General features: G+C 60.4%; 19 protein-coding genes and 1 pseudogene. 14 read left to right on the top strand and 6 right to left on the bottom strand.

The annotated features are described in order from the left end of the window. Positions 1-311: 311 nt before the first annotated feature. The 4 genes from FVF58_RS27050 (at position 312) to FVF58_RS27035 (ending at position 5,313) form a co-directional block, all read left to right on the top strand. A complete protein-coding gene (locus FVF58_RS27050) occupies positions 312-2,462 on the top strand; it encodes a site-specific recombinase (RefSeq protein ID WP_149672890.1) in 2,151 nt (716 codons plus the stop codon). A gap of 118 nt (positions 2,463-2,580) precedes the next feature. Beyond that, a complete protein-coding gene (locus FVF58_RS27045; RefSeq protein WP_149672889.1) occupies positions 2,581-3,876 on the top strand; it encodes a THUMP domain-containing class I SAM-dependent RNA methyltransferase in 1,296 nt (431 codons plus the stop codon). Positions 3,877-4,091: 215 nt separating this feature from the next. After that, positions 4,092-4,475: a VOC family protein gene (locus FVF58_RS27040; protein ID WP_149672888.1), complete on the top strand. Its 384-nt coding sequence runs from the start codon at positions 4,092-4,094 to the stop codon at positions 4,473-4,475. A gap of 97 nt (positions 4,476-4,572) precedes the next feature. Further along, positions 4,573-5,313 carry a helix-turn-helix transcriptional regulator gene (locus FVF58_RS27035; RefSeq protein ID WP_149672887.1) on the top strand — a complete coding sequence of 247 codons (741 nt, stop codon included), beginning with the start codon at positions 4,573-4,575 and terminating at the stop codon, positions 5,311-5,313. A gap of 70 nt (positions 5,314-5,383) precedes the next feature. Here FVF58_RS27035 and FVF58_RS27030 read toward each other — a convergent pair whose 3' ends face one another. From FVF58_RS27030 to FVF58_RS27020, 3 genes are read right to left on the bottom strand one after another with little or no spacing between them, the layout of a single operon-like run. Continuing rightward, positions 5,384-6,838 (bottom strand): NAD(P)(+) transhydrogenase (Re/Si-specific) subunit beta, encoded by a 1,455-nt coding sequence (locus FVF58_RS27030; protein WP_149672886.1) that lies wholly within the window; start codon positions 6,836-6,838, stop codon positions 5,384-5,386. Further along, positions 6,838-7,164 carry an NAD(P) transhydrogenase subunit alpha part 2 gene (locus FVF58_RS27025; RefSeq protein ID WP_149672885.1) on the bottom strand — a complete coding sequence of 109 codons (327 nt, stop codon included), beginning with the start codon at positions 7,162-7,164 and terminating at the stop codon, positions 6,838-6,840. The genes FVF58_RS27030 and FVF58_RS27025 overlap by 1 nt, the downstream gene beginning before the upstream one ends. Positions 7,165-7,191: 27 nt before the next feature. Continuing rightward, the gene (locus FVF58_RS27020; protein WP_149672884.1) at positions 7,192-8,334 is read right to left on the bottom strand and encodes a Re/Si-specific NAD(P)(+) transhydrogenase subunit alpha; all 1,143 of its coding nucleotides are present in this window, start codon (positions 8,332-8,334) and stop codon (positions 7,192-7,194) included. A gap of 203 nt (positions 8,335-8,537) precedes the next feature. Here FVF58_RS27020 and FVF58_RS27015 point away from each other — a divergent pair, with 203 nt between their 5' ends. From FVF58_RS27015 to FVF58_RS26980, 8 genes and pseudogenes are all read left to right on the top strand, one after another. Next, entirely contained in the window at positions 8,538-9,029 is a 492-nt protein-coding gene (locus FVF58_RS27015) for an NUDIX hydrolase (RefSeq protein ID WP_149672883.1), read from the top strand. A gap of 78 nt (positions 9,030-9,107) precedes the next feature. Further along, entirely contained in the window at positions 9,108-10,268 is a 1,161-nt protein-coding gene (gene mnmA, locus FVF58_RS27010) for a tRNA 2-thiouridine(34) synthase MnmA (RefSeq protein WP_149672882.1), read from the top strand. Between the two features lie 280 nt (positions 10,269-10,548). Beyond that, positions 10,549-11,787, top strand: a pseudogene (locus FVF58_RS27005) (FMN-binding glutamate synthase family protein); the annotation flags it as partial. A 306-nt stretch (positions 11,788-12,093) separates the two neighbouring features. After that, positions 12,094-13,485: a site-specific integrase gene (locus FVF58_RS27000; protein WP_188130942.1), complete on the top strand. Its 1,392-nt coding sequence runs from the start codon at positions 12,094-12,096 to the stop codon at positions 13,483-13,485. After that, the gene (locus FVF58_RS26995) at positions 13,482-16,805 is read left to right on the top strand and encodes a VPA1269 family protein (protein ID WP_149672880.1); all 3,324 of its coding nucleotides are present in this window, start codon (positions 13,482-13,484) and stop codon (positions 16,803-16,805) included. The genes FVF58_RS27000 and FVF58_RS26995 overlap by 4 nt, the downstream gene beginning before the upstream one ends. Further along, positions 16,802-17,467 (top strand): hypothetical protein, encoded by a 666-nt coding sequence (locus FVF58_RS26990; protein WP_149672879.1) that lies wholly within the window; start codon positions 16,802-16,804, stop codon positions 17,465-17,467. Before FVF58_RS26995 ends, FVF58_RS26990 begins: the two co-directional genes overlap by 4 nt. A gap of 35 nt (positions 17,468-17,502) precedes the next feature. Continuing rightward, positions 17,503-17,946, top strand: a complete 444-nt coding sequence (locus tag FVF58_RS54840) for a VPA1267 family protein (RefSeq protein ID WP_149672878.1) — start codon at positions 17,503-17,505, stop codon at positions 17,944-17,946. After that, positions 17,943-20,201, top strand: coding sequence for an ATP-dependent DNA helicase (locus FVF58_RS26980; RefSeq protein WP_149672877.1), 2,259 nt, complete (start codon positions 17,943-17,945; stop codon positions 20,199-20,201). Before FVF58_RS54840 ends, FVF58_RS26980 begins: the two co-directional genes overlap by 4 nt. A gap of 284 nt (positions 20,202-20,485) precedes the next feature. Here FVF58_RS26980 and FVF58_RS26975 read toward each other — a convergent pair whose 3' ends face one another. From FVF58_RS26975 to FVF58_RS51620, 3 genes are all read right to left on the bottom strand, one after another. Further along, positions 20,486-21,283, bottom strand: a complete 798-nt coding sequence (locus FVF58_RS26975; protein WP_149672876.1) for a HesA/MoeB/ThiF family protein — start codon at positions 21,281-21,283, stop codon at positions 20,486-20,488. Between the two features lie 489 nt (positions 21,284-21,772). Then, positions 21,773-22,126, bottom strand: a complete 354-nt coding sequence (locus tag FVF58_RS26970; RefSeq protein WP_246217216.1) for a hypothetical protein — start codon at positions 22,124-22,126, stop codon at positions 21,773-21,775. Next, on the bottom strand, positions 22,126-22,530 hold the full coding sequence (locus tag FVF58_RS51620) for a hypothetical protein (protein WP_188130941.1): 405 nt from the start codon (positions 22,528-22,530) through the stop codon (positions 22,126-22,128). The genes FVF58_RS26970 and FVF58_RS51620 overlap by 1 nt, the downstream gene beginning before the upstream one ends. Positions 22,531-22,696: 166 nt before the next feature. Between FVF58_RS51620 and FVF58_RS26960 the strand changes: the two genes are divergently transcribed. Both FVF58_RS26960 and FVF58_RS26955 read left to right on the top strand, forming a co-directional pair. Continuing rightward, the gene (locus FVF58_RS26960) at positions 22,697-23,047 is read left to right on the top strand and encodes a helix-turn-helix domain-containing protein (RefSeq protein ID WP_149672875.1); all 351 of its coding nucleotides are present in this window, start codon (positions 22,697-22,699) and stop codon (positions 23,045-23,047) included. A gap of 3 nt (positions 23,048-23,050) precedes the next feature. Further along, complete coding sequence (locus FVF58_RS26955; protein WP_149672874.1) at positions 23,051-23,569, top strand: ImmA/IrrE family metallo-endopeptidase; 519 nt, start codon at positions 23,051-23,053, stop codon at positions 23,567-23,569. Positions 23,570-23,641 lie beyond the last annotated feature (72 nt).

Here is a 23,641-nt window from a genome sequence, read left to right as displayed (position 1 = left end):
ATTCCAGCGACACCACGGCCTCCTTCCCACCCCGCGCTCACGCACGTTCAGTTTCGCCGTATAGCTTGATCCGTTGCGTCTCGCTTTCATCAGCTGCACATTCAGACCACGCGTCGCCGGCGGCTCAAGCGCCGCGCCAGGCAAAACCGCATCGGCAATTCGCAGAACGACAACCGGCAAGCTGAAAACGACGACACCGTTCCCGAACTCGGCCCCCAAGTCATAATCAACACTCGGACTGGCGTCATCAGGGAAAGCCAGGGAAAACTAAGCGATTCTTTGACACGTCGCACACGTCCCGCAGGATAAAAATGTTCGACTCGCTCAAACGATTCATCAAGAAATGGCGCGCGTCACGCGACGGCGGCCATCAGCTCGACGCGCTGCTCGCCATCGCCGACCAGAGCGCCCCGTATCCGGAGCGCAGCGAATGGCTGATCGAACTCGCCCACTGGATTCGCCGTGGCCGCACGGTGCAGCCCGGCGCGCTCGATGCTGGCAACCTTGGCGCCGAACCCGCCGCATCCCGCTCGCCTGCGGCGCATAAGCGAATCCGCTACCTGCTGCACGTGCTGGATCGCAACCCCGCGTGGAAGGTCAACGTCGCCGGCACCCTGCGCGCGCTGCTGCGTGAAAGCGACGGTCTCTCCCTTCTGTGCGACGCCGGCATGCCGGTGCATTCGGGCTTCTTCGGCGCGCTGTTCGAGCGCATCGAAGCGTCATTGATCCCGCCCGCACCGAACCGGCGCGACCTCACCGCGATCGTCACGCTGATGTTCAAGTCGGAGCGCGACGCCGACTGGATCGCCACGCTGCCCGCCGACCTGCTGATCCGCATCCACGCACTGTTCGACTACGCCGCGCACGAAGACCAGCCGCGCGAGAGCACGCCGTTCTCGCTCGACCTGCTGGCCGCGCTGCATAACCTCACTTGCCAGATCAGTTCGACCGGGCTGTCGCAAACGGTCCGCAGCCGCCTCGGCGGCGCCGACGACGCCGGCGACAGCGGCACCCACGACGCCAGCGATGTGCGCGTCGCGATGGAAAAGCAGCCGTTCTACCGGCTCACGCGCGCGATGCTGGCCGTCGAAGCCGCGCATCACGCGTTCGAGACCGGCGCGCCGCAAGATCAGTTGCTGCGCGAAGTCAACTACCTGCGGCTCCTGCTCGACGATTGCCGCGCCGCCACCGACAACGTGTTCGCGCATCTCTACCGCAACGGCGTGAGCGTCGACATCGTGTTCCAGGTCGAGCGGATGCGCATGCGCATCGCGCGCGCCGAAAATCTGCTGAACGCCTGGATGGCGCACGACGATCCGCACGCCAGCGCGCGCCTGACCGCCGAACTCGTGAGGGCGAATCACGCGAGCCAGAGCGTCGCGTATCTGATGCGCAGCAATTTCTCGCTACTGGCGCGCAAGGTCGTCGAGTACAGCGCGGATACCGGCGAGCACTACATCGCCCGCGATCGCGCCGAATATCTGAAGATGCTGCGCATGGCGGCCGGCGGCGGACTCGTCACCGTCGTCACGGTCTGCGTGAAGTTCGCGATCACCGGCGCGCATCTGCAAGCGATGCTCGAAGGCGTGCTGGCCGGCATCAACTACGCAGCCAGTTTCCTGCTGATGCACTTCCTGCATTTCTCGCTCGCCACCAAGCAGCCCGCGATGACCGCGCCCACCCTCGCACGCGAACTCGACGGCGTCGGCACGCCAGCGGGCGTCGACAGTTTCGTGAGTTCGGTGACCGCGCTGATGCGCACCCAGGCCGCCGCCGTGCTCGGCAACGTTCTGCTGGTGTTTCCGGTGTGCCTCGGCGTGCAGCTGCTGTGGCACGTGCTGTTTCACGCCGACATCATTTCGCCGCAGAAGGCGCACGCGACGCTGGTCTCGTTCTCGCTGCTGGGGCCGACGCCGTTCTACGCCGCGTTGACCGGCGTGCTGCTGTGGTCGTCGAGCCTGCTGGCGGGTTGGGCGGACAACTGGTTCGTGCTGCATCGCGTGGCCGACGCGCTCGCCTATAACCGCCGCCTGCGCCTCACGCTCGGCGCGGCGGCCGCCAACCGCCTCGCGCACTGGTGCCGCTCGAACGTGGCCGGGGTGGTCGGCAATGTGACGCTCGGGCTGATGCTCGGCCTCGTGCCGGCAATCGTCAGCGCGCTGGCGTTCTCGTTCGAAGTGCGTCACGTGACGCTCAGCGCCGGCTCGATCGGCATTGCGCTCGGCGTGCTCGGCGAGAGCGCGTTGAAATGGCCGGAGTTGTGGTGGGCGGTAGCGGGGGTCGCCAGCATGGCGATACTCAATGTCACCGTGAGTTTCGCGCTCGCGTTCTACATGGCCGTGAAGTCGCGCGACTTGCGGCGCAACGCGGTGCGCTCGCTGCGCGGCGCGATCTGGCAGCGCGTGCGCCGCCATCCGCTCGAACTGGTGTGGCCGGCGAAAACGTCGCGCGAAGCCGGCTAACGACGGCCCGCCGCGCGAGCCTGCCAGCGCGCGCGGCGGAGCCGCCATGCAATCGCGCATGGCGGCCTACCCCGACCGCGTACAATAGCGCCTTATCCAACGCCTTCCGGCAACCTCAATGTCCTTCGACTTCTTCCTACCTTGCCCGCGCGGCCTTGAAGCCTCGCTCGCGGCCGAACTCGCCGAAATTGCCGCCAAACACCTGAACGGCGCGCCGTTCACGGCCGGCGCACAAGTGCCGGGCGGTGTGCATTTCCGCGGAGGCTGGGCCGCCGGCATGGCCGCCAACCTGCATTCGCGCCTTGCGAGCCGCGTGCTGCTGAAGATCGCGCATCGGCCGTATCGCAGCGAGCAGGACATTTACGCACTTGCGGTCGAACAGCGTTGGGAACAGTGGTTTTCGGCGAATGAAACGTTGCGCGTGGATGTCACCGCGATCAAGTCGCCGCTGCGCAGCCTCGAATTCACGACGCTGCGTGTGAAGGACGCAATTTGCGACCGTCTGCGCGAAGTCAGCGGCGCGCGGCCGAACATCGACACCGGCATGCCCGATGTGCGCGTGTTCGCGTTTCTCACCGCCACCGACTGCACGCTCTACCTCGACACCTCCGGCGACCCGCTGTTCAAGCGCGGCTGGCGTCTGGACAAAGGCGCGGCGCCACTGCGCGAGAACCTCGCGGCGGGCATTCTGCGACTGACCGGCTGGAGCGCCGGCACGCCGCTGTACGATCCGATGTGCGGCAGCGGCACGTTCCTCGCAGAAGCCGCGCAAGTGGCGCTGAATATCGCGCCGGGCGCGGAACGCCGCTTCGGCTTTGAGAAGCTCAAGCAATACGAGGCCAAGACCTGGCAGACACTGAAGGCCGCCGCGCTCGACGCGAAGCACGCCGCGCGCAGCTCGCGCGAGGATCTGCAAATTTTCGGCAGCGATATTTCCGGCGACATGCTCGACAAGGCGCGCGCGAACTTCCAGCGCGCCGGTTTGCCGACGATCCCGCTCAAGCAGGTCGACGCGCGCGGTATGACGCCGCCGACGTCGGCGGCGGGCATCCTCGTCGCGAATCCGCCGTATGGCGAGCGGATCGAGGTGCGCGGCCGCAACGCGCGAGGCGAACTGCGCGAAGGCCGCGCCAGTCGCGAGAGCCGCGACGACGACAGCTTCCGCCGCGCGCAGGAAGAAACGCCGGACAGCGAGTTTTTCCAGTCGCTCGGCGATGCGTTGAAGCAGCGCTTCACCGGCTGGCATGCGTTCATCCTGACATCGGATCGCAAGTTGCCGGGGCAGCTGCGGCTGCGCGAATCGACCAAGACGCCGCTCTTTAACGGCGCGCTCGAATGCCGGCTGTTCCGCTTCGATCTGATCGCGGGCAGCGTGCGTCAGCGTCCGCAGCCGGGCGATACGCCGGCGGGTTGAGCGGGCACTTGATACGCGCCGTAGCACGGCAATGAAAACCGCGGACCTTTTGGTTGCGCGGTTTTTTTTCGCCGTCGCGACCCGCGCGCTCGCCGCTCGTCGTCCCGCTACTGCCACACCCTACTGACACCACGCTGTCAGCAGCCCCCCCGCACACTCCTTCTCACGCCATCCGGCGCTTTGCACGGCTTACCCGCCACCCACAGGAGAGTGTCATGTCCACGTCATCCAAGGTTGTTGCATGGTTCGAGATTCCGTCCGTCGATTTCGATCGCGCCGTCCGCTTTTATGAAGCCGCGCTCGACGTCAAACTCAATCGCCAGGAAATCGGCGGCCAGCCGATCGCCGTATTCGGCTACGAAGAACCGGCCACCGGCGGCGCGATCGTCCACAGCCCGTCGATGACGCCGACTGGCGACGGCGTGCTCGTCTATCTGACCGCGGAGCCGACCGTCGATGCCGCTCTCGCGCGCGTCGAGCAAGCCGGCGGCAAGGTCGATGGCCCCGTCATCAAGCTGCCGCAGGACATCGGCTACATCGCGTTCTTCACCGATACGGAAGGCAACCGCCTCGGCCTGCATTCGCGCACCAACGGCTGAAGCCCGACGCAGCGCGGCGCAATACCGCGCAATACAACCGCAACGCGGCGCGCGACGCGGCAGCGCGCGCCACGGCGAACCTCGAGCGGAGCGCGGCATGCGGCGCTATCATCGCGGGACCGTTCCCGTCCTCTTCTACAAGACGCCCACGATGACGCGCCGCGCCGACCGCCTGTTCCAGATCGCCGAACTGCTGCGCGGACGGCGTCTGACCACCGCGCAACAACTGGCCGACTGGCTGAACATTTCGCTGCGCACCGTCTATCGCGACGTGCGCGATCTGCAATTGTCAGGGGTCCCGATCGAAGGCGAGGCCGGCATCGGCTACCGGCTGAGCCGCACGGCGAGCCTGCCGCCGCTCACCTTCACCGCCGACGAACTCGCCGCGCTCGCCGCGGGCGCGCGCATGCTTGAATCGTGGGGCGGCGCGGGCTTCGCGAGCGGAGCGCGCGGGGCGCTCGCCAAGATCGCCTCGGCGATGCCCGCCGACAAACGCGCGACGCTCGAAAGGCTGGCGATCTTCGCGCCGTCGTTTCACATCAAAGGGAATTTTTCGGCGCAACTGGATGCGCTGCATCGCGCGATCGATACGCGGCACGTAGTGGGCTTCGCCTACATCGATGCGAACGGCGCGGCGACCGAGCGCCGCGTCTGGCCGCTCGCGCTCGCCTATTGGGGCGCGCGCTGGACGCTTGGCGCGTGGTGCGAATTGCGCGGCGACTTCCGCAATTTCAGTCTGGAGAAGATCGAAGAACTTCAGGTGCTCGAACCGTATCCGGACCAGGAAGGCCGGCGGCTTGCGGACCTGCTGCGGCACGTGAATGCGAAGCCGAAGTGAAGCGGGTGAAGAGAGCGAAGCAATTGAAAATCGCGGGCGCGCCATCGCGCGACCCGCGATCCCCGCGCACTCATTCCACTGACTTCACCATATCCTCGATCACCTTTTTCGCGTCGCCGAACACCATCATCGTCTTGTCCATGTAGAACAGGTCGTTGTCGAGCCCCGCATACCCGGCCGCCATCGAGCGCTTGTTGACGATCACCGTGCGCGCCTTATACGCCTCGATGATCGGCATGCCCGCAATCGGCGACTTCGGATCGTTCTTCGCCGCCGGATTCACCACGTCGTTCGCACCGAGCACCAACACCACGTCGACCTGGCCGAACTCGCCGTTGATGTCGTCCATTTCGAACACCATGTCGTACGGCACCTCCGCTTCCGCGAGCAGCACGTTCATGTGCCCCGGCATCCGGCCGGCCACCGGGTGAATCGCGTACTTCACCTCGATGCCCTTCTCGACCAGCTTGTCGGTCAGCTCCTTCAACGCATGCTGCGCACGCGCCACCGCGAGCCCGTAACCCGGCACGATCACCACGGTTTCCGCATTGCCGAGCATGAACGACGCATCATCTGCTGAACCCGATTTCACCGGACGTTGCTCAGCTGACCCGCCGCCCGCCGCCGCACCCGGCTCGTTGCCGAAGCCGCCGAGGATCACGTTGAAGAACGAACGGTTCATCGCCTTGCACATGATGTACGACAGGATCGCACCGGATGAGCCCACCAGCGAGCCCGCGATGATCAGCATCGGATTGTTCAGCGAGAAGCCGATGCCCGCCGCCGCCCAGCCCGAGTACGAGTTCAGCATCGACACGACCACCGGCATGTCCGCGCCGCCGATCGGAATGATGATCAGCACGCCGAGCACGAACGCGATGATCGTCATGATGATGAACGGCAGCCACGACTGCGTGAGGAAGAAGATGATGCCGAAGCCGAGCATCGCGATCGCCAGCATCAGGTTGATCAGATGCTGGCCGCCGTACACGACCGGCGCGCCCTGGAAGAGGCGGAACTTGTACTTGCCCGACAGCTTGCCGAACGCGATCACCGAACCGGAGAACGTGATCGCGCCGACGAACGTGCCGATGAACAGCTCGATGCGGTTGCCGAAAGGCAGGAAGCCCGGAATCGGATACTCGGGATCGACGAGGCCGAACGCGGCCGGCTCCGACACCACCGCATACGCGATGCAGACTGCCGCGAGACCGATCAGCGAGTGCATTGCCGCGACCAGTTCGGGCATCTTGGTCATCTCGACGCGCGCGGCGACAAACGCACCGATCGCGCCGCCGATCACCAGCGCGACCAGCAGCAGACCGAGTCCCAGACCGAGGTTCGAGCCCAGCGCCGCAGCCTGTTTGGCGATCAGCGCGATGGTCGTGAGGATCGCGATCGCCATCCCGACCATGCCGAAGGTATTGCCGACGCGCGCCGTCTTCGGATTCGAGAGCCCCTTGAGCGCCTGAATGAAGCAGACCGACGCGACCAGATAAAGCAGCGTGACGAGGTTCAGGCTCATTACGCATTCTCCTTGGCGGCTGCGGGCAGCTTCTTAGGTTCCTTCTTGCGGAACATCTCCAGCATTCGCCGCGTGACGAGAAAGCCGCCGAAAACGTTGACCGCCGCGAGCGCGACCGCGAGCGTGCCGAAGAACTTGCCGGGGCCGCCGAGCGTCAGCCCGGCCGCGAGCATCGCGCCGACGATCACGATTGCCGAAATCGCGTTGGTCACGGCCATCAGCGGCGTGTGCAAGGCGGGCGTGACATTCCAGACCACGTGGTAGCCGACGTAGATCGCCAGCACGAAGATGATCAGGTTAATGACGGTGTGGTTGATGACTTCCATCGCCGTTCTCCAAGGTAGTTATTCGCTTCAGGCCTTGCGTGTGACTGCGCCGTCGCGGGCCAGCAGCGTGGCCGCGACGATGTCGTCCGCGAGATCGATGTTCAACGTGCCTTCCTTCGTGATAATCAGCTTGAGGAAGTCGAGCAGGTTGCGCGCGTACAACGACGACGCGTCCGCGGGCACCATTGAAGCCAGGTTCGTATAGCCGACGATCTGCACGCCATGCTTGACGACCACCTTGTCCGCCTCGGTCAGCGGACAGTTGCCGCCGCGCTGGCCTTCGTACTCCGGGCCGCGGCCGGCCGCGAGATCCACCAGCACCGAGCCCGGCTTCATCGCCTGCACGGTGTCGACCGAGATCAGCGTCGGCGCGGGCCGCCCCGGAATCAGCGCGGTGGAAATCACCACGTCCGCCTGCTTCGCGCGCTCGTGGACCAGCGCCGACTGGCGCGTGAGCCACGACGGCGGCATCGGCCGCGCATAGCCGCCGACGCCTTGCGCAGCTTCGCGCTCCTCGTCGGTTTCGTAGGGCACGTCGAGAAACTTGGCGCCGAGCGATTCGATCTGCTCTTTCACGGCCGGCCGCACGTCCGACGCCTCGATCACCGCGCCCAGGCGCTTGGCGGTCGCGATTGCCTGCAAACCGGCCACGCCTGCGCCGAGAATCAGCACCCGCGCGGCTTTGACAGTGCCGGCGGCGGTCATCAGCATCGGCATGAAGCGCGGATAGAGCGTGGCGGCCAGCAACACCGCCTTGTACCCGGCGATGTTGGCCTGCGACGACAGCACGTCGAGGCTTTGCGCGCGCGTGGTGCGCGGCGCGGCTTCGAGCGCGAACGCGGTGACGCCGGCCTCGGCCAGCTTCTGCGCGTTGTCGGCGTTGAACGGATCGAGCATGCCGACCAGGGTCGCGCCGCGCTTGAGCAGCGGCAGCTCGGCATCGGTGGGGGACTGGACTTTAAGGACGAGATCGGCGCCAAAGGCGGTGGCCGGGTCGACGATCTCCGCCCCGGCGGCCGTAAAGGCGTCGTCAGGAAAGCTCGCGCCGGCGCCGGCGCCGCTCTGGATCGTGACCCGGTGGCCTTGGGTCACGTATTTCTTGACCGTTTCGGGCGTGGCGGCAACGCGGGTTTCGTACGCGCGCGTCTCGGCTGGCACTCCGATGTGCATCGTGGTTTCTCCTCGACTTCCTGTTTGACGACAGAGCGGCCGACGAGGCACGCCGGCTTGCAACTGCAACTGCAACGGCTAACGCCTCACTTTAACCGAAACAGGGCGGGACGCAAAAATCGGGGACAATCCGGAGTGCCCGTGCGGCCCGCTCTGTGCCCTTCCCCGGCAGCCCAGGCCCATAACCGGTAAAATGCGCAGCCATGAAACCGGAAACCTGGCTGCCGCACGTCACCGTCGCGGCGATCGTCGAGCGTGACGGGCGCTTTCTCGTGGTCGAGGAACATACCGCCAACGGCTTGCGCCTGAATCAGCCCGCCGGCCACCTGGAGGCGGGCGAAACGCTTCTGCAGGCGGTGATCCGCGAAACGCTCGAAGAAACCGCCCATCCGTTCGCACCCGAGGCGCTGGTCGGCATGTACATGACCCACTTCGAGCGGACCGGCAGTGAGGGCGTGACCGCGGGTGTCACCTATCTGCGCTTCACCTATTGCGGCACGAGCGGCGCGCCCGACGCGGCCCGCGCGCTCGACCCCGATATCGTCCGCACGCTGTGGCTGAGCGCCGACGAATTGCGCGCCTGCCCCGAACGGCACCGCACGCCGCTCGTCATGCAATGTGTCGACGATTACCTCGCAGGCCGGCGTTTCCCGCTCGACTTCGTGCAGACGCATTCGGTCGGGCCCAAACGGTAAACATCGCGGTAGCCGTCACGAGCGGCTATTTCACGATTCAATGATCCATGCAGTGATGCAGCACCCAGTGAGCACCTTATGAGCAAGCAGAAAGTCGTAGTAGGCATGTCGGGCGGCGTCGATTCGTCGGTCACCGCGTGGCTGCTGAAGGAACAGGGCTACGACGTGGTCGGCCTGTTCATGAAAAACTGGGAAGACGACGACGACAGCGAATACTGCTCGACGCGGCAGGACTGGATCGACGTGGTGTCGGTGGCGGACCTGATCGGCATCGACGTCGAGGCGGTCAACTTCGCGTCGGAATACAAAGACCGCGTGTTCGCCGAATTCCTGCGCGAATACTCGGCCGGCCGCACGCCCAACCCGGACGTGCTGTGCAACGCCGAAATCAAGTTCAAGGCGTTCCTCGACCACGCGATGTCGCTCGGCGCGGAAACCATCGCAACCGGCCACTATGCGCGGGTGCGCGAGAACAACGGCCGCTTCGAATTGCTGAAGGCGTTCGACCATACGAAGGACCAGTCGTATTTCCTGCACCGGCTGAACCAGGCGCAACTGTCGAAGACACTGTTTCCGCTGGGCGAGATTCCCAAAACGAAAGTGCGCGAAATCGCCGAGCAGATTGCGTTGCCGAACGCGAAGAAGAAAGATTCGACCGGCATCTGCTTCATCGGCGAGCGGCCGTTCCGCGATTTTCTGAACCGCTATCTGCCGACCAAACCAGGCCCGATGAAGACCACCGACGGCAAGGTGGTCGGCGAACACATCGGCCTCGCGTTCTACACGTTCGGCCAGCGCAAGGGCATTGGCCTGGGCGGCAGCAAGGACGGCAGCGGCGAGCCGTGGTTCGTGGCCGGCAAGGATATCCCGTCGAACACGCTGTATGTCGCGCAGGGCCATGATCATCCGTGGCTGCTCAGCCATACGTTGAGTGCGGGCAATACGAGCTGGGTCGCGGGCGAGCCGCCGGCGCAAGGGTTCGCGTGCGGCGCGAAAACGCGTTATCGGCAAGCGGATGCGGCGTGCACGTTTAGTGCGGCGGGCAACCGTGCGGCGGGCGAAAACGAAGGCCTCTTCGAACTGACTTTCGACACCGCGCAATGGGCTGTCACACCCGGGCAATCAGCGGTGCTCTACGATGGCGACGTATGTCTGGGCGGCGGCATCATCGAACATGCGGTGACCGGGCAGCCGGCCGCGCGCCAGCAACAAAAGGCGGCGCTGCTGAGCGCGCGCTAAGCGACAGGCGCAGGCGAGCCGTGCACGCAGCCTCACTCGACGGCGCGCCTGCTTCACCTCCACGCTTGCGCGGTGCGCTGTGCCTTCAAACGTCATCTTCAGGTCGCGCCTGCACGTTGCGGCTGCCACGCCGCACCCACGCGCCGGCTCACACAGCCGACGCGAGCTTCACGCTGTTCGCCATAACAAGCAGCCGTCTGTTTTCCTTCGCGGTGGATTCCGTCTGCGCCGCCGGCGCCGGCGATCCCTCCGCGACGACCTTCACTGCACTGGAGTCCCCATGTTCTCTCGACGTTATCTCGCCATGTGGTGCGCAGTGGTGCTGCTCGCCATCTGCGCCGCGCTCGCCGTCACGCATCACCTCGCCTGGTTCTGGCTCATCGTGCCGCTCGCGCTCGTCGCGCTCGGTCTGTTCGATTTGACGCAGCAGCGGCACGCGATTCTGCGCAACTATCCGCTGTGGGGTCACTTCCGCTTCCTGTTCGAGTTCATCCGCCCGGAAATCCGCCAGTATTTCGTTGAAAACGATACCGACGAAAAACCGTTCTCGCGCGCGCAGCGCAGCATCGTCTACCAGCGCGCGAAGAACGACGTCGACAGCCGCCCGTACGGGACCGAAGTCGATGTCAAAGCGATCGCGCACGAGTGGATCAGCCACTCGCTCGCGCCGACCACGCTCGACAACCACGACTTCCGCATCGTCGTCGGACCGGACCGCGCGCAGCCTTACTCGATGTCGATCTTCAACGTCTCGGCGATGAGCTTCGGCTCATTGTCGGCGAATGCGATCATGGCGCTGAACCTCGGCGCGAAGAAGGGCAACTTCGCGCACGACACCGGCGAAGGCTCGATGTCGAAGTATCACCGCGAGCATGGCGGCGACATCATCTGGGAAATCGCGTCGGGCTACTTCGGCTGCCGCAATGACGACGGCACCTTCAGCGCCGAGAAGTTCGCGAAGCAGGCCGCCGAGCCACAAGTGAAGATGATCGAGGTGAAGCTCTCACAAGGCGCGAAGCCCGGCCACGGCGGCGTGCTGCCGGCCGCCAAGATCACGCCGGAAATCGCGGAAACGCGCGGCGTGCCGATGGGCCGCGACTGCATCTCGCCCGCCACGCACTCCGAGTTCTCGACGCCGCGCGGTCTGCTCGAATTCGTCGACCGTCTGCGCACGCTGTCGGGCGGCAAGCCGACCGGGTTCAAGCTGTGCATCGGGCATCCGTGGGAATTCTTCGGCATTGCGAAGGCGATGCTGGAGACGGGGATCCTGCCGGACTTCATCGTCGTGGACGGCGCCGAAGGCGGCACCGGCGCGGCGCCGCTGGAATTCACCGATCACGTCGGCGTGCCGCTGCAGGAAGGCCTGCTGCTGGTGCACAACACGCTGGTCGGCGTCGGCTTGCGGCAACGCATCCGCATCGGCGCGAGCGGCAAGATGATCACCGCGTTCGATGTCACGAAGACGCTGGCGATCGGCGCGGATTGGGTCAACGCGGCGCGCGGCTTCATGTTCGCGGTGGTTATCGCCCCCGTACTCGACCAACTATTTGCTAGACACGCGCGGCGTTTCGCCGTCGTTCGATTCATTTATTAGACGAATACTGCGGTTCGGAACGAAGATTTCGCCCTTGAATTCCGCGCTCGCATGGTCTAGTTTGGAAAGAACCCCAACTATTTAACTTCTCGGGGCTTTGCGTACGAGGCGTTTGTTCCCCGTCGCCCCTTCGAATTTGTAGTTGAGTGTTTCACGTCTTTAATTAGGGCTCCTTATCGTCTTAGTCTGACGCTCATCGCGTCGGTTTACTGAGGGTCTGCCGAGATGCACGTGACCGCTCATTCTGTCATCGAGCTAAATATCACCGAAGGAGCAATCGGCAACAGCATACCGTTGTTGGTTCTCCAAGACGGCAGCATTAGTTTTGTTGTGATGCTATGGGCAAAGCATCTGATGCTCCACGACATTGCCAGCGCAGAAAGCCTCCGGACCAAGGTATGTGGGATTGGTCGTTTCTATGATTTCTTTGTACTTGTGAAAGGCGGAAAGAAAGTACACAGAAACGCGATGCTAGTCGTATTGGAGGAGTTTTATCAGGCGCGGAGGTATGGGTTGCCCGTTTTGAACTGGGAACCTGTCACTCCACAGACCGCGAAGGTCGACGAAGAAGCAGTTACGCGCTTCAACGAATGGTGTGCAGAGAATCTCGGAGTGCCCAGACTGAACCCCACCGAACTGAAACTTGTCACTAGCCTGAATTTTCGAAGCCAGCAGACCTTTCGGCGCGCGCAACAGCACAGACGCAACTGGGACAAACTAAGTCACCTTGCACCGGCGACTCCAGCCGGCAAAGGATTTGCCGACGTTCAGGAGTTCGACCCGCAAGACCGTCATGTAGGGTCTTCCGACTATCCAAAGAAATACTTCCCGCCCGAACGCGTCAGAGCGTTTATAAAGACCCTGAATCTGCGAGACGCACTGTATTTTCTACTTCTCTTCTTCGGCGGCCTACGCGCGTCCGAACCGCTCCATATTTTCGCCCGCGACATCACAATTTTGCCCGACGGCATCGCTCGGGTGGTCGTAGGTCACCCTGAACTGGATTCGTACCGTTGGTTCGATGCACATGGCCGAGAGCGCCTGACCAACCGCGCTCAGTTCCTTTCGGAACGGTATGGAATTGGGCCTCGCAATCGGCTTGCAGCAAAGCATCCGCTTCACTCTGGGTGGAAGGGAATGCGGTTCGACGTCAGCCGCTTCCAAACGGAGGTCTACTGGTTAAGGCCTGACGCGGGCCGCCTTTTTGCCAAACTTCACATCGAGTACATGAAGACTATCCGCTCTCGCGTTGCGGATAACCACCCGTTCTACCTTGTGAACACTTCACTGGATTCGGATTTCGGCAATCCAGTCACGCTTTCGAACATGAACAAATCCTTCTATCGCGCTGCCGCTCGTGTTGGATTGAGCCCTTCTGAAGACGGTGTGAATCCTCACGGCGGACGACACTACTACGGATACTTCCACGCGAACGTCTACAAGACCCAACTGGAACATTTGCAAATGTATATGCATCACGTCTCGATTGAGTCAACAAAGGTCTACTACAACGTCACCAAGGAGACGGCGCGAGCTGAACTTCAGAAAGCTTGGGAGACAATCTCTCGAGACTTCCCTGAAATGCTATGCCTTGACCCTCTTTTTCATCCGGTGCTGGCATGACGCTCCTGACTTTCGTCGCGCCGACATCGGGGCGCACAATCACTTTTAACGCAAATAGTACGGAGCCCGTTTTGCTTCAGAAGATTTCCAAGAAAAGTATGCTGGAATTGATTGCTGAGTACGAGCGACTACGTATCAAAGAGTACTGGGACACACAGATTCTCCGGCGCTCGAAGAAGGGAAAATGGCTCGAAGGCTTCGACTCATACGGACCTAAGCTCACACATTTGACCGCTAGAGCTGCGCAGCAGTTGACCGAGGTCAGTCTCCGCGGTCAAGCACTATGGGGCCACCTTCGCAGATTTCCGCTCAGTAAACAAAAAGCACTCCTTGAATCAATCAGACCGAACAGCCTAAATGAACTAAGGCACGTTTTATATCGCTCGCAAGCGGCGGTCGGACCAGACTTTGCCCTGATGCTTTCTGAGGAACGTACGTCGGAATCCTTCGTTGCCAAACTTTTCTCTCATCTTCGCCTCGGTGAGCAACCGCAGTATTGCCCAACGCGCTACGCTGAGTTCCTGACACTGCTTTGGTCAAAAGGCCTCCTGCTGTATCCGACAAACATGCGGCATTGGAGGTCAATCAAATACGACCCATTCTTCAATCCTATCTACTCGTCTAAGGCCGATTTGCTGTCTTCGGTAGTGTCAAAGAGTATGAGTCTCAGTGCCCCCCCTTCCTACAGTTGCGCTTGTAATGCATTCGCATCGTCGAACTTCCAAAATGGCCAGGACCTTTCGCCAGAGTTGATAAATTCATTCGAGGAAGTGTTCGTGAGCCAGATAGAAGAACAGTTCCCAAAAGAGAAAAATTCCGACAAATGGAGTGCAATGCGTGGTTCGGTAAGAACCGGCATGGTATGGCTTCGGCAATGCTACAACAGGGAAAATCCCCAGCACCCAATTGTTATTTCAAGACCCCCACATCAGAAACGAGGAACGGCTGAGCAGCGTACTTCTGGCGACTTCAAATGGCTGTCCACACTTAGACCTGATTTGAAGGTGTGGGCTGATTCCTTCCGCGGGTACCTCGTAGAATCTGGAGCCGTGCGGATAGAAGCTCCGGCGGGGAAACTGAACATCCTTGCCGATTTTCTATGCCTTATACAAGACCCGCCAGGCACTCCATGGGAAATGACGCGAGAGGCTGTTCTGAGCCCAACGGACCCTGAACGTCTGACATACCTCAAATATCTCGCCGACAGGTTTCCGAGCGATGACCCTAAGCGCAAGAATGATGTGTTGGGGAAATGCCTCGATTTCTTCGACTTCGTGAAAGACCAGCTTCTCCTCCAAGGGCACAAAGCAGCTCAAAGCTTCACGAATCCCATCCATCGCAGCGACAACTTTGGCTACCGCACCAGGCCCAGCGGCACACATCGGCCTCGGCTCGACAATTACATCATCAACACCATGAAGGAGATTCTCCTTGAAGACGATTTCAAATTCTCTAAGTCTATAGGTCATCAACATGTTCCAGTGATGGATAATACGACGGGGAAGTCAGTGACCGTGTGGGACCCCGGCATGACAGTTTGCATGTATGGGCTGTTGGAAACTCCGCTTCGAAGTCATCAGATGCGATGGCTCGATTCAGGGGAATTCGACGAGAAAGTCTACGATGAAACCAAGCACGCACTCGTGAACAATCCGTCCAAGCTCGCCATAAAAGGACGAAAGGAAGGCGCGTTGCGGCTCACTTCGGACTCTGCGGGACAGGAACCGTGGCTTTCAATGTGGGTCAACACAAACAAAACGGCGCGATTCAACAGCAAGGAAATTGGCTATCCATATCCGTATGTGTCTTCACAGTTCCAGGAACTTCTCATTATGCAGAGGAGTTGGCAGCGTCGGTACCTACCGCCAATGCAGAAACTGGTTCCGTACACCGAGTACAGGCATGACACAAAGGAATTGACCCGTACTGCACAGAAACTTCCGAGTTTCGCTCCCCTTTTTCGAGATTCGAGAAGCGCAGACCAGAATCGGCCGTTTGCCTATGACAGACTCAAAGTTTTCTATACCAGCTTGTTGGCAGAAACTCAGCAGCGAATCGAGAAGAAGTACGGCCGCAAGATTCAGCTTGTTCGCACGGTGGGCGACAACGTTCGATGGCTTGTCGATTTGCATACGCTTCGCGTCAGTGGCATCACAGCCCTTATAGAGGCGGGAGTACCGCTAGAAATTGTTTCCCGCTTCATAGCTGGCCATCACACACTGATGATGACAATCCACTACATCAAATACGCGCCTTCTAAGCTTCACGCACGCCTTAAAGTCGCGTATGACCAGATGATAAATGATGTGGACTTCGCTGCTTCTCCCGAATTCCAGACTAACCTCGATGAACTGGCTCCGTACCTGCTTGGACAGAATGGCCCAGGTGCGGGCGCTGGGTTCATTGCACTGAAGGAGGCAACTGGGATTTTTACCATCAATGCCGAAGGAATCTGCCCTGGCACCTCGTGCGATAACGGAGGGCCGCTCATTTCCAAGGCACAAGACAGTTACGGTCCGGTTCCGGGCGGCCAACGTTGCGGGCTTTGCCGCTTCTGGATTACAGGACCGCCCCACCTGCATGGACAAGTCGCCGCTGTCAACAACCTTGCCTACAAAATCCGCAAGAAGGGATTGGAAGTTGCTGAGCTGAACGATAAACGCCTTGACGCAGAAGACCAGGGAAATCAGCGTGAAGCTCGGGCCTTAAATGACAAGGTCGAGCTGCTAAGCCGCGAGCTCGCCATTGATGTCAATGAATGGTTCGCCCGGTATAGATATGCCGAGCAGTCAATGGAGCTCATGAACGACTATCTTGCTACGAAGAGCAAGGTAGTCGGCAAAGGCAAAAAGGTGCCCGCCCTAACGTCGGCCACGGCCACTGAGCTCAAGGTCACGCTCGAGTCGGCTCACGAATTCGCGCTCCTCGACCACATCACGCAGATGGCAGACTTCACCACGGGCTTCCGCAACAATGAAGCTGAACTGGAAAAGCGCTCCGTGCTCAGCACGCTCATGATGGAGAACGGTGTACGCCCGTTCTTGCTTCAACTCACGGAGGAGCAAGCTCACGAAGCAGGAAATCTCCTGTCTTCTATGATTCTCCGGCAGGTCGAAGGGCAAGACCTCGATGAGGTTCTGACCGGACATCGACCTCTCTCCGACTATCCGGCACTTTCCGGAGCTATCAACATGATGGCCGACGAAGCGAACTCCAGCACTGACGACGCGCCGTTCTTGTCTGCCAAGCTTGCGAAGCTCCTGAATACAATGAGGTCAGCGCATAGAGGTACCTCTCAAGGCGAGGGGGCTTTCGCATGACGACGGCCCCGAAACAGCCAGACGATGAGTTCGACCGACTCTATGAGGCCTCCAGGAACTCGCGAGAGAGAGAATCACTTACTCGCCTGAAACGAGCATGCGACTATCTGGAACAGAACGGCCTAAAGATTTCGCCGACGACAGTTGAACGATACTGCCTCGACCATCAGTGGGAAGGTCCGAAGGGACAATCCATTCGCAATTCGCGGGATGTCCTGTACCGATACCTCCTACGCCGACAAGCCAATCAAACGGTGGACCGGGCATCGCCGCGTAAGGAATACAAGCCAGCCATCGCCGACGAAACGCTGCGCGCGTATGTAGCGCTCATCGAGCAGGAACGGGATTTGGCTATCGCGGCGCGCCACCGCATTGAAGCCGCGCTGCGAACAATCCCTGGAGTAAGCCTCGACGAGATTATCCGCATTGGCTTCACTGCTACGCCGAACAAGCAAGTCAAGGCCCCTCGCCATCCGAATAATGACTTGCGGTTTGCTATGTCTAACCTGTTAGATGAGGCTCATCTGGCCAGTTGCGGGCTGCAACTTTACCGAGACCGAGTGCGCGCCATTATCAGTAAGAGTGTGTTGTTGGAAAAATCCCAAGTTGAAGCCATCCGAAAGTTCCTCGATGAGGTAGCAAAAGATGAGGTCGACTCCTGAATGTTCACTACGCGAATCCTAGTTGAGCAACCAACATGTCGAACAGTGAAAGCCCGTCAGACCGCAATTTTTCGATTTTCTCAAACTGGTCGGCCTCGAAGACAGACTCCGACTTTCGTCAGCTAGTCGGACGTGGTGTTCTATCGAGGACGGAGATTGCACGCGAGTGCCAGTTTGCTAAATCGGTTCTAGCACAGAACCCCCGAGTCAAGGAAGCGCTTCGGGTGCTCGAGGACGGTCTTCGAGACCGAGGGGTCCTACCACCGATTGCGTTGGTCGACAGTGACTCCACCGATAACAATCAGATGCCGGTGTTGTCGCAGCGAAAGCGCCACAGCACAGACACTGACCCTGACCGCCGTCTACTCGAAATCGAGAATGCTTCGCTCAAGGCTGAAAACGACTTGCTGAAGCAGCGTCTCTCCAAGTATGAGAGTTTGCACACCGCGCTGTTGCTAACAGGTAGAGTGCCGCGATGAGCGAAGTTCATCTGATACGCGTGTCTTCGATACGCAGCGACAACCCGCACGGGTTCGGTGGGTGCATCTTCTACGGTCCAGAAATCGACAGCACCGGTGACGTATTAGACGCAAAGGAGCATTTCGTTGTCAAAGCGCCAGGCTCCGCGCTTGGCGCAGTTGCTGTCGAAATTGGCCAATGGTGGAGAGTGTTGGGAGACGCACAGCCTAGAGTCCGGGATATCAACGGCTATAGAGTCACGGAACAGCAGGTGAACGCCGAGGCGCTTGAACTCGTCCTGCCTTCAGGCGAGCACCTGGTCTCACTCTTTGCCGAGAACGACGCCTTTCACGGCATCGGCGTCGTGAAAGCAAGAAGATTGTGGGAGACGTTTGGCGAGCGCCTTTATAGCATCCTTGACGAAGGCGACATGTCAACGCTCACCACGGTCGTGTCTCACGATAGCGCCGAATCCTTGCTATCAGGCTGGCGACAGTTCGGAGACACGCGAACCCTTCATTGGCTGCACACGCAAGGCATTGACGTGGCGCTCGGAAAGAGGCTACTTGCGTTTTTTGGCGCGCAGACGCCGCAGGCCATCGAAAGCGACCCGTACAGATTGCTCAGCTTCTGCGCCAGTTGGAGTACAACTGACCAGCTCGCGCGAGGACAATTCAATGTTGCTGACGACGACCCGAGACGCCTTCAGGGCGCGATAGAGGAAGCCCTGTACCGCCTGTTCGCGGACGGCCACACAGCGGCGACCAGAGCGATGGCCATGACCCGCCTCTCCTCCGTCCTGTTTGACGACGAAAGCGAGTCGCCGTGGCGCTCACTTGCAACGGCAGCACTTGATAGTGGTTTGGTTAACGGTAGCCACGTCCAAGTGGACGACCTGATTCAACCGCTCGGTGCCTACGTTATGGAGACAGCGGTCGCATCCGCGTTTGCCAGCAGACTGCGACAAGACGAACTTGATGGACACTTTTTGCTCGACCAGAAGGACATCGAGAACATCGTCGAATCGTACGAGGAAGCCGAGCAGATTTCACTCAATGACGAGCAGCGCAACGCGATTCGGGCCGCAGCAAGCCGCCGACTCGTGGTGATAACCGGAGGAGCCGGTGTTGGCAAGACCACAGTGCTGAAGGCTCTCCGCAAAATGTATGACCGCGCAGGGCTCCTTGTGGTCCAGGCGGCGCTGTCCGGCCGCGCCGCGAAGCACATGCAAGAGGCAACCGGGAAGCCCTCGCGAACGCTGGCGACGTTGCTGAAAAGCTCCTCTCCAGCGCAGTTCGAAGAGCCGTGTGTGATGGTAGTCGACGAAGCGAGCATGGTCGACATCATCACGATGTACGGCTTGTGCACGTTACTCCCATCTCACGTCCGACTCGTCCTTGTCGGAGACCCTTTGCAACTGATGCCTGTGGGTCCAGGCTTGGTACTGCACGCTGTGGTCGATGAACCGCGGATTCCCCGCATCCATCTGAAGGTAGCGAAGAGGTTCGGTAGCGAAATCGCTTTCGCTGCTGCCGCCATACGCGAGGGAGATTGGCCGGCGATGCCCGAAGACGAGACAGCGCCGGTCGCATTCATTCGTCACCGGCCGTTGCGGGACGCCAGCCGCTACGCAGAGGACCCTTTGGCAGAAACGGTGCTGCGGCTGTACCGACTTGCGCCCGACTGCAGCCAGATTCTGTCTCCCAGAAAAGCCGGTCCCACTGGCGTCAATGCGCTAAATGCCCTCTGTCAGACGACACTCGCAGCAGACGCGCAAAAGCTCATTGTCCGGAGCGAAGAGTTTCAATGTCAAATTGACACTGGCCTCCGACTGGGCGACCCGGTCGTATGTACCCGGAACCTGTGGGATACCGGATTGCAGAACGGGTCACTCGGACGACTGACGGGGGTTGAACGCGAACCGCGCGCAGTCTTTGACCGGAACGGCAATCTTGCTGGTCATGCTATCGCATGGATTGAATGGGATGACGGCGAAATCCGTCCGGTTTTCGAAAGTCTCCTCGACGACCTGCAACTCGCGTACGCCCTCACCGTTCACAAGGCGCAGGGTTCGCAGTGGGAGCGAATCATTATTCCAGTTACCAGACACCGCCTCCTCGACAGGACGCTTCTCTATACCGCGCTCACTCGAGCGCGACGTCAGGTCATTCTTGTAGGAGATGAGGATGCGGCTCGCCGCGCTGTACTGTCGGCTCCGCGCGCGAACTCCAGAAACACGGGGTTGGCCGCAAATCTGGCACGTGCGCTCGCTTGAGGCATCAACGACGCCAAGCCTCGGTTAGACGATGGGACATATGAACCATCGCGGAAATCGGCGTTCGAGGGCGTCGTTGATTTATGCCTTCCTCGGAGAGTTGCCGCGTATCGAGCCAACGCGCGGCTTGCACGCGACGTCGACGACAATTGGCGCCCCCCCTATGAGCAACACAGGCATGCGCTCCGCCGCGGGCGCGATTGCTGACGCGCCTCACGTACCTCATCGTGGCTGCTTTGAACGAGACAGGAATTGAACGGCGCAAGTCCACGATGCAATCGCCTCTAGAAGAAGATGTCGCCCGCACCTTCGGTTCCATCCATGTGGCGACAGAGCCCGGACGACAGGTAGCGCAATTTCGGGCTCGGCGCGGTCATGCACCGGTTGCCGTCGTACTCGACATAAATCGGCGGGGGCGTCGTGTCGTTCCACGGGGTAAGCAGCGCCATGAATATTCCGACGGCAGTCGAGGCGAGTAAGCCGTTTGGCCAGACGACTTGAGGGCGGCCCCCGGCAGCGCCGTAACGCGCATTCTCTGCAGCCAGAGCAGCATCCGTGATGAACCCCATGCAACGCATGCACGGCTGACCCGGGAGCGAAGCGATGACCTGACCGCTGATGAAGTAGCGCCCTTCTTCGCCGTGGACGTCCATTCCGACGTCGATGTACGGAATGCGATAGCGACGCGCGAACCGTTCGAGCTCGTCGCGCGCGCCCATCGTGTCAACACATCCGAAGATGTAGTCAACCTTTTTCAGGTCGTCGAGAGCGCGGTTCCACGGGCCGTCGTGCTTGACGATTTGCGTCTCAGGGCTGACCGCTGCTACGCGTGCGCTGATGACGTCGACCTTGCGCGCTTCTGCCTGCGCTTCGGCATAGGTCAGGCCGACCATGCGGTTGCGGTTGGAGTCCTCCGCAAAGTCACAGTCGACCAGGACTTGCTTACCGACGCCAATATGCGCCAACTGCTGCGACACATGCGAGCCACCACCGCATAATCCAATGACTGCTACGGCCGCTTTCTTGATGGTCGCTTCCGACGTTTCCCCGAGGAAGCTTTGACGACTGTGTCGGTTGTCCATGATGCAACTCCGTTTGCGAGAGAGGTTGCTGCAGATTTACGCCAGCCTTTGCGAGCTGCGCCTGTCCCGGCACCAGAGAAACCGCGCTCGCGGAATCAAGGCTGAAGACAATCGCACCGTGAGGTAGCTCAGGGCGAACGTTGACAAAATCAGGGATGAAGCGCCCGTTTTCGCGCGCATCTACCGTGCTGAACCCGGGCGTGCCGTGGTGGTCATGCCGGTGCACGTGGAAGATGCTCACGGGGCTCATGTGCGCCGCTGCGCGCAAGCGACGAAAGGCGCTCGAAGAAACACACGCCCCAACCCTCGGATTGTTCTCGTACTCATCGTCCGGAATCGCGATGTACCGCTTCGCCGTGATGGACCACGTGCCGTTTGCCGTCGTCGATTCGCAGACGAGAAACCCCACCCGTTCCGCGGCAAACGCATGTGGGCGGTCGAGGTCGCGGTGAAGCTCGGCGACCAGCGACGGACTTATCGTGATGGATGTCATTTAAGCGCCACCATGTGTGCACCCAGCATGTCCAGTAGTGGCAACGATGGCGGAACACCCTGCCAGGACCAGACGTACCATACGCGACCTGCGACTGTTCGGTCCGTCCAGTTTGCCGGCTGGCCGGCAATCTGCTCGCGTTCGGCAATCCGCTGAGACAGATAAAGACGGCTCGCATAGCCCCCGACTCCGTTCGGCGCCAGGAGCCCATCAAGGGTGTAGTTCTTGTCCCCGACCTGGAGCCGCAGTGATGGCAGATAAATGAAAACGTCTGGTCCATCCATGAAAGCCTTGGCGCCAGGGACTACGGCCAGCAACGGCCGCAGTCGTTCGTCGTCAATCCCCTCCATCACGACGAGCTCCCGGTGCGGACTGCACTGAGAAACTCTTCGCCGCCAATGACGTGAATGTGCGAGTTATCGTCGAGCGGCGGAAAGTCACCGGGGCCCAGGACCTTTTCGAGGACCTTGTCGGCCGGAACACCCAATTTCTTCTTCAGCTCGGCGACCAGATACGTCCCGGCCTCAATCTCGACCGGGTTATTGTCGATTTTGACGGTGACGAGATGCGGCGCCGGATGGTGGTCGTGGTGATGGCCATGATGCTCGTGGTGGCCGTGCTGCTCGTGGCGGCCATTCGGCTCAGGATGCGCATGCTGCCCACCATGACCTTCATGGCCCGTCAGGGAGTGGCCCGGCTGCTCGCCATGGTCGCTGTGGGCGTGTCTGCCCGGGGTTTGCTCAGGGTTGTGCATGATTACCTCTAAAGTTTGCACCAATGACATCGAACCATTCAATGTCAGCCAAATTGTCCTTCAGAGGAATCGATATGTCAACTGTGATGACTTTTCGGGTAAACGTCAGCCATCTTGACAAGTCATCAATATTGACATATACGAGGCACAAGTTATACTGCCGAACATGGACAAGTTCTATGAAGAGTTCGGGCGGGCGCTGCGAGAGCGCCGAATTAAAGCCAACCTGACGCAGGATGACGTGGCGTCGAAGGTGGGGCTTGGGCGCACGTCCGTCACAAATATCGAGAAGGGACGACAACAAGTCTCTTTACACATGCTTTATCAACTGGCTGATGCCGTTGACGCAGAACCCTCATCTCTCCTACCTTCAAGGATTGAGGCCAAGGAGAAGTCGGAGCTTCCTGCAGAATTGGAAAGTTCGCTGGCCAAGCTTGATGATGAGACGGAAAGACAGTGGGCTCGAGAATTCTTAGACTCGCCTGAGGTTCTCGCTTCTCTCGAGGCCAAACGCTAAAACATGGCAAACCCAGAAAAGACAGCAAAAGAGACACTTGAGACAGCTGGTGTGACTGAAGCGCCAGTTAACGTCGAACTTGTCGCGGAAAAAATGGGCTGCAAGGTGATGTTTCAGACCTTGAAATCTGACTTATCGGGACTTCTCGTAAATAAGCCAGGAAACTGTCTGATTGGAGTCAACTCTAATCAAAGCAAGACTCGCCAACGATTTACGATTGCGCACGAGCTCGGGCATCTCGTCCTACAGCACAAAGGAGACATGTTCGTTGACGGGACGGTCCTTCGCAGAGACGAGAACAGCGGCCGAGCAATAGACCCACAGGAAATTGCAGCCAACCAGTTTGCAGCCGCATTGTTAATGCCTTCCGACTGGGTTTATGAGAAGTTGGCTGAAAACCGGAAACAGTCCCCCAACGGCTCTGCGGAAGAAATGACAACTGCACTTGCGGCCCAATTTGAAGTCAGCCCACAAGCTATGGGTATCCGGTTAGCAAACCTAGGGTGCCTTATCCCTGACTAGATATAGACCCGCCACGCAAGACCGTGCGAGGTCTTGGCGCATCAAAACATACTAGCGGCCGCCAGGCTCGCC

Origin of the sequence: Paraburkholderia panacisoli, assembly GCF_008369935.1 — a bacterium.
In the GTDB taxonomy this organism is placed as follows: Bacteria; Pseudomonadota; Gammaproteobacteria; order Burkholderiales; family Burkholderiaceae; genus Paraburkholderia; species Paraburkholderia panacisoli.
Note: the sequence above shows the minus strand (reverse complement) of the source record. Positions and strands in the feature narration are given on the sequence as shown.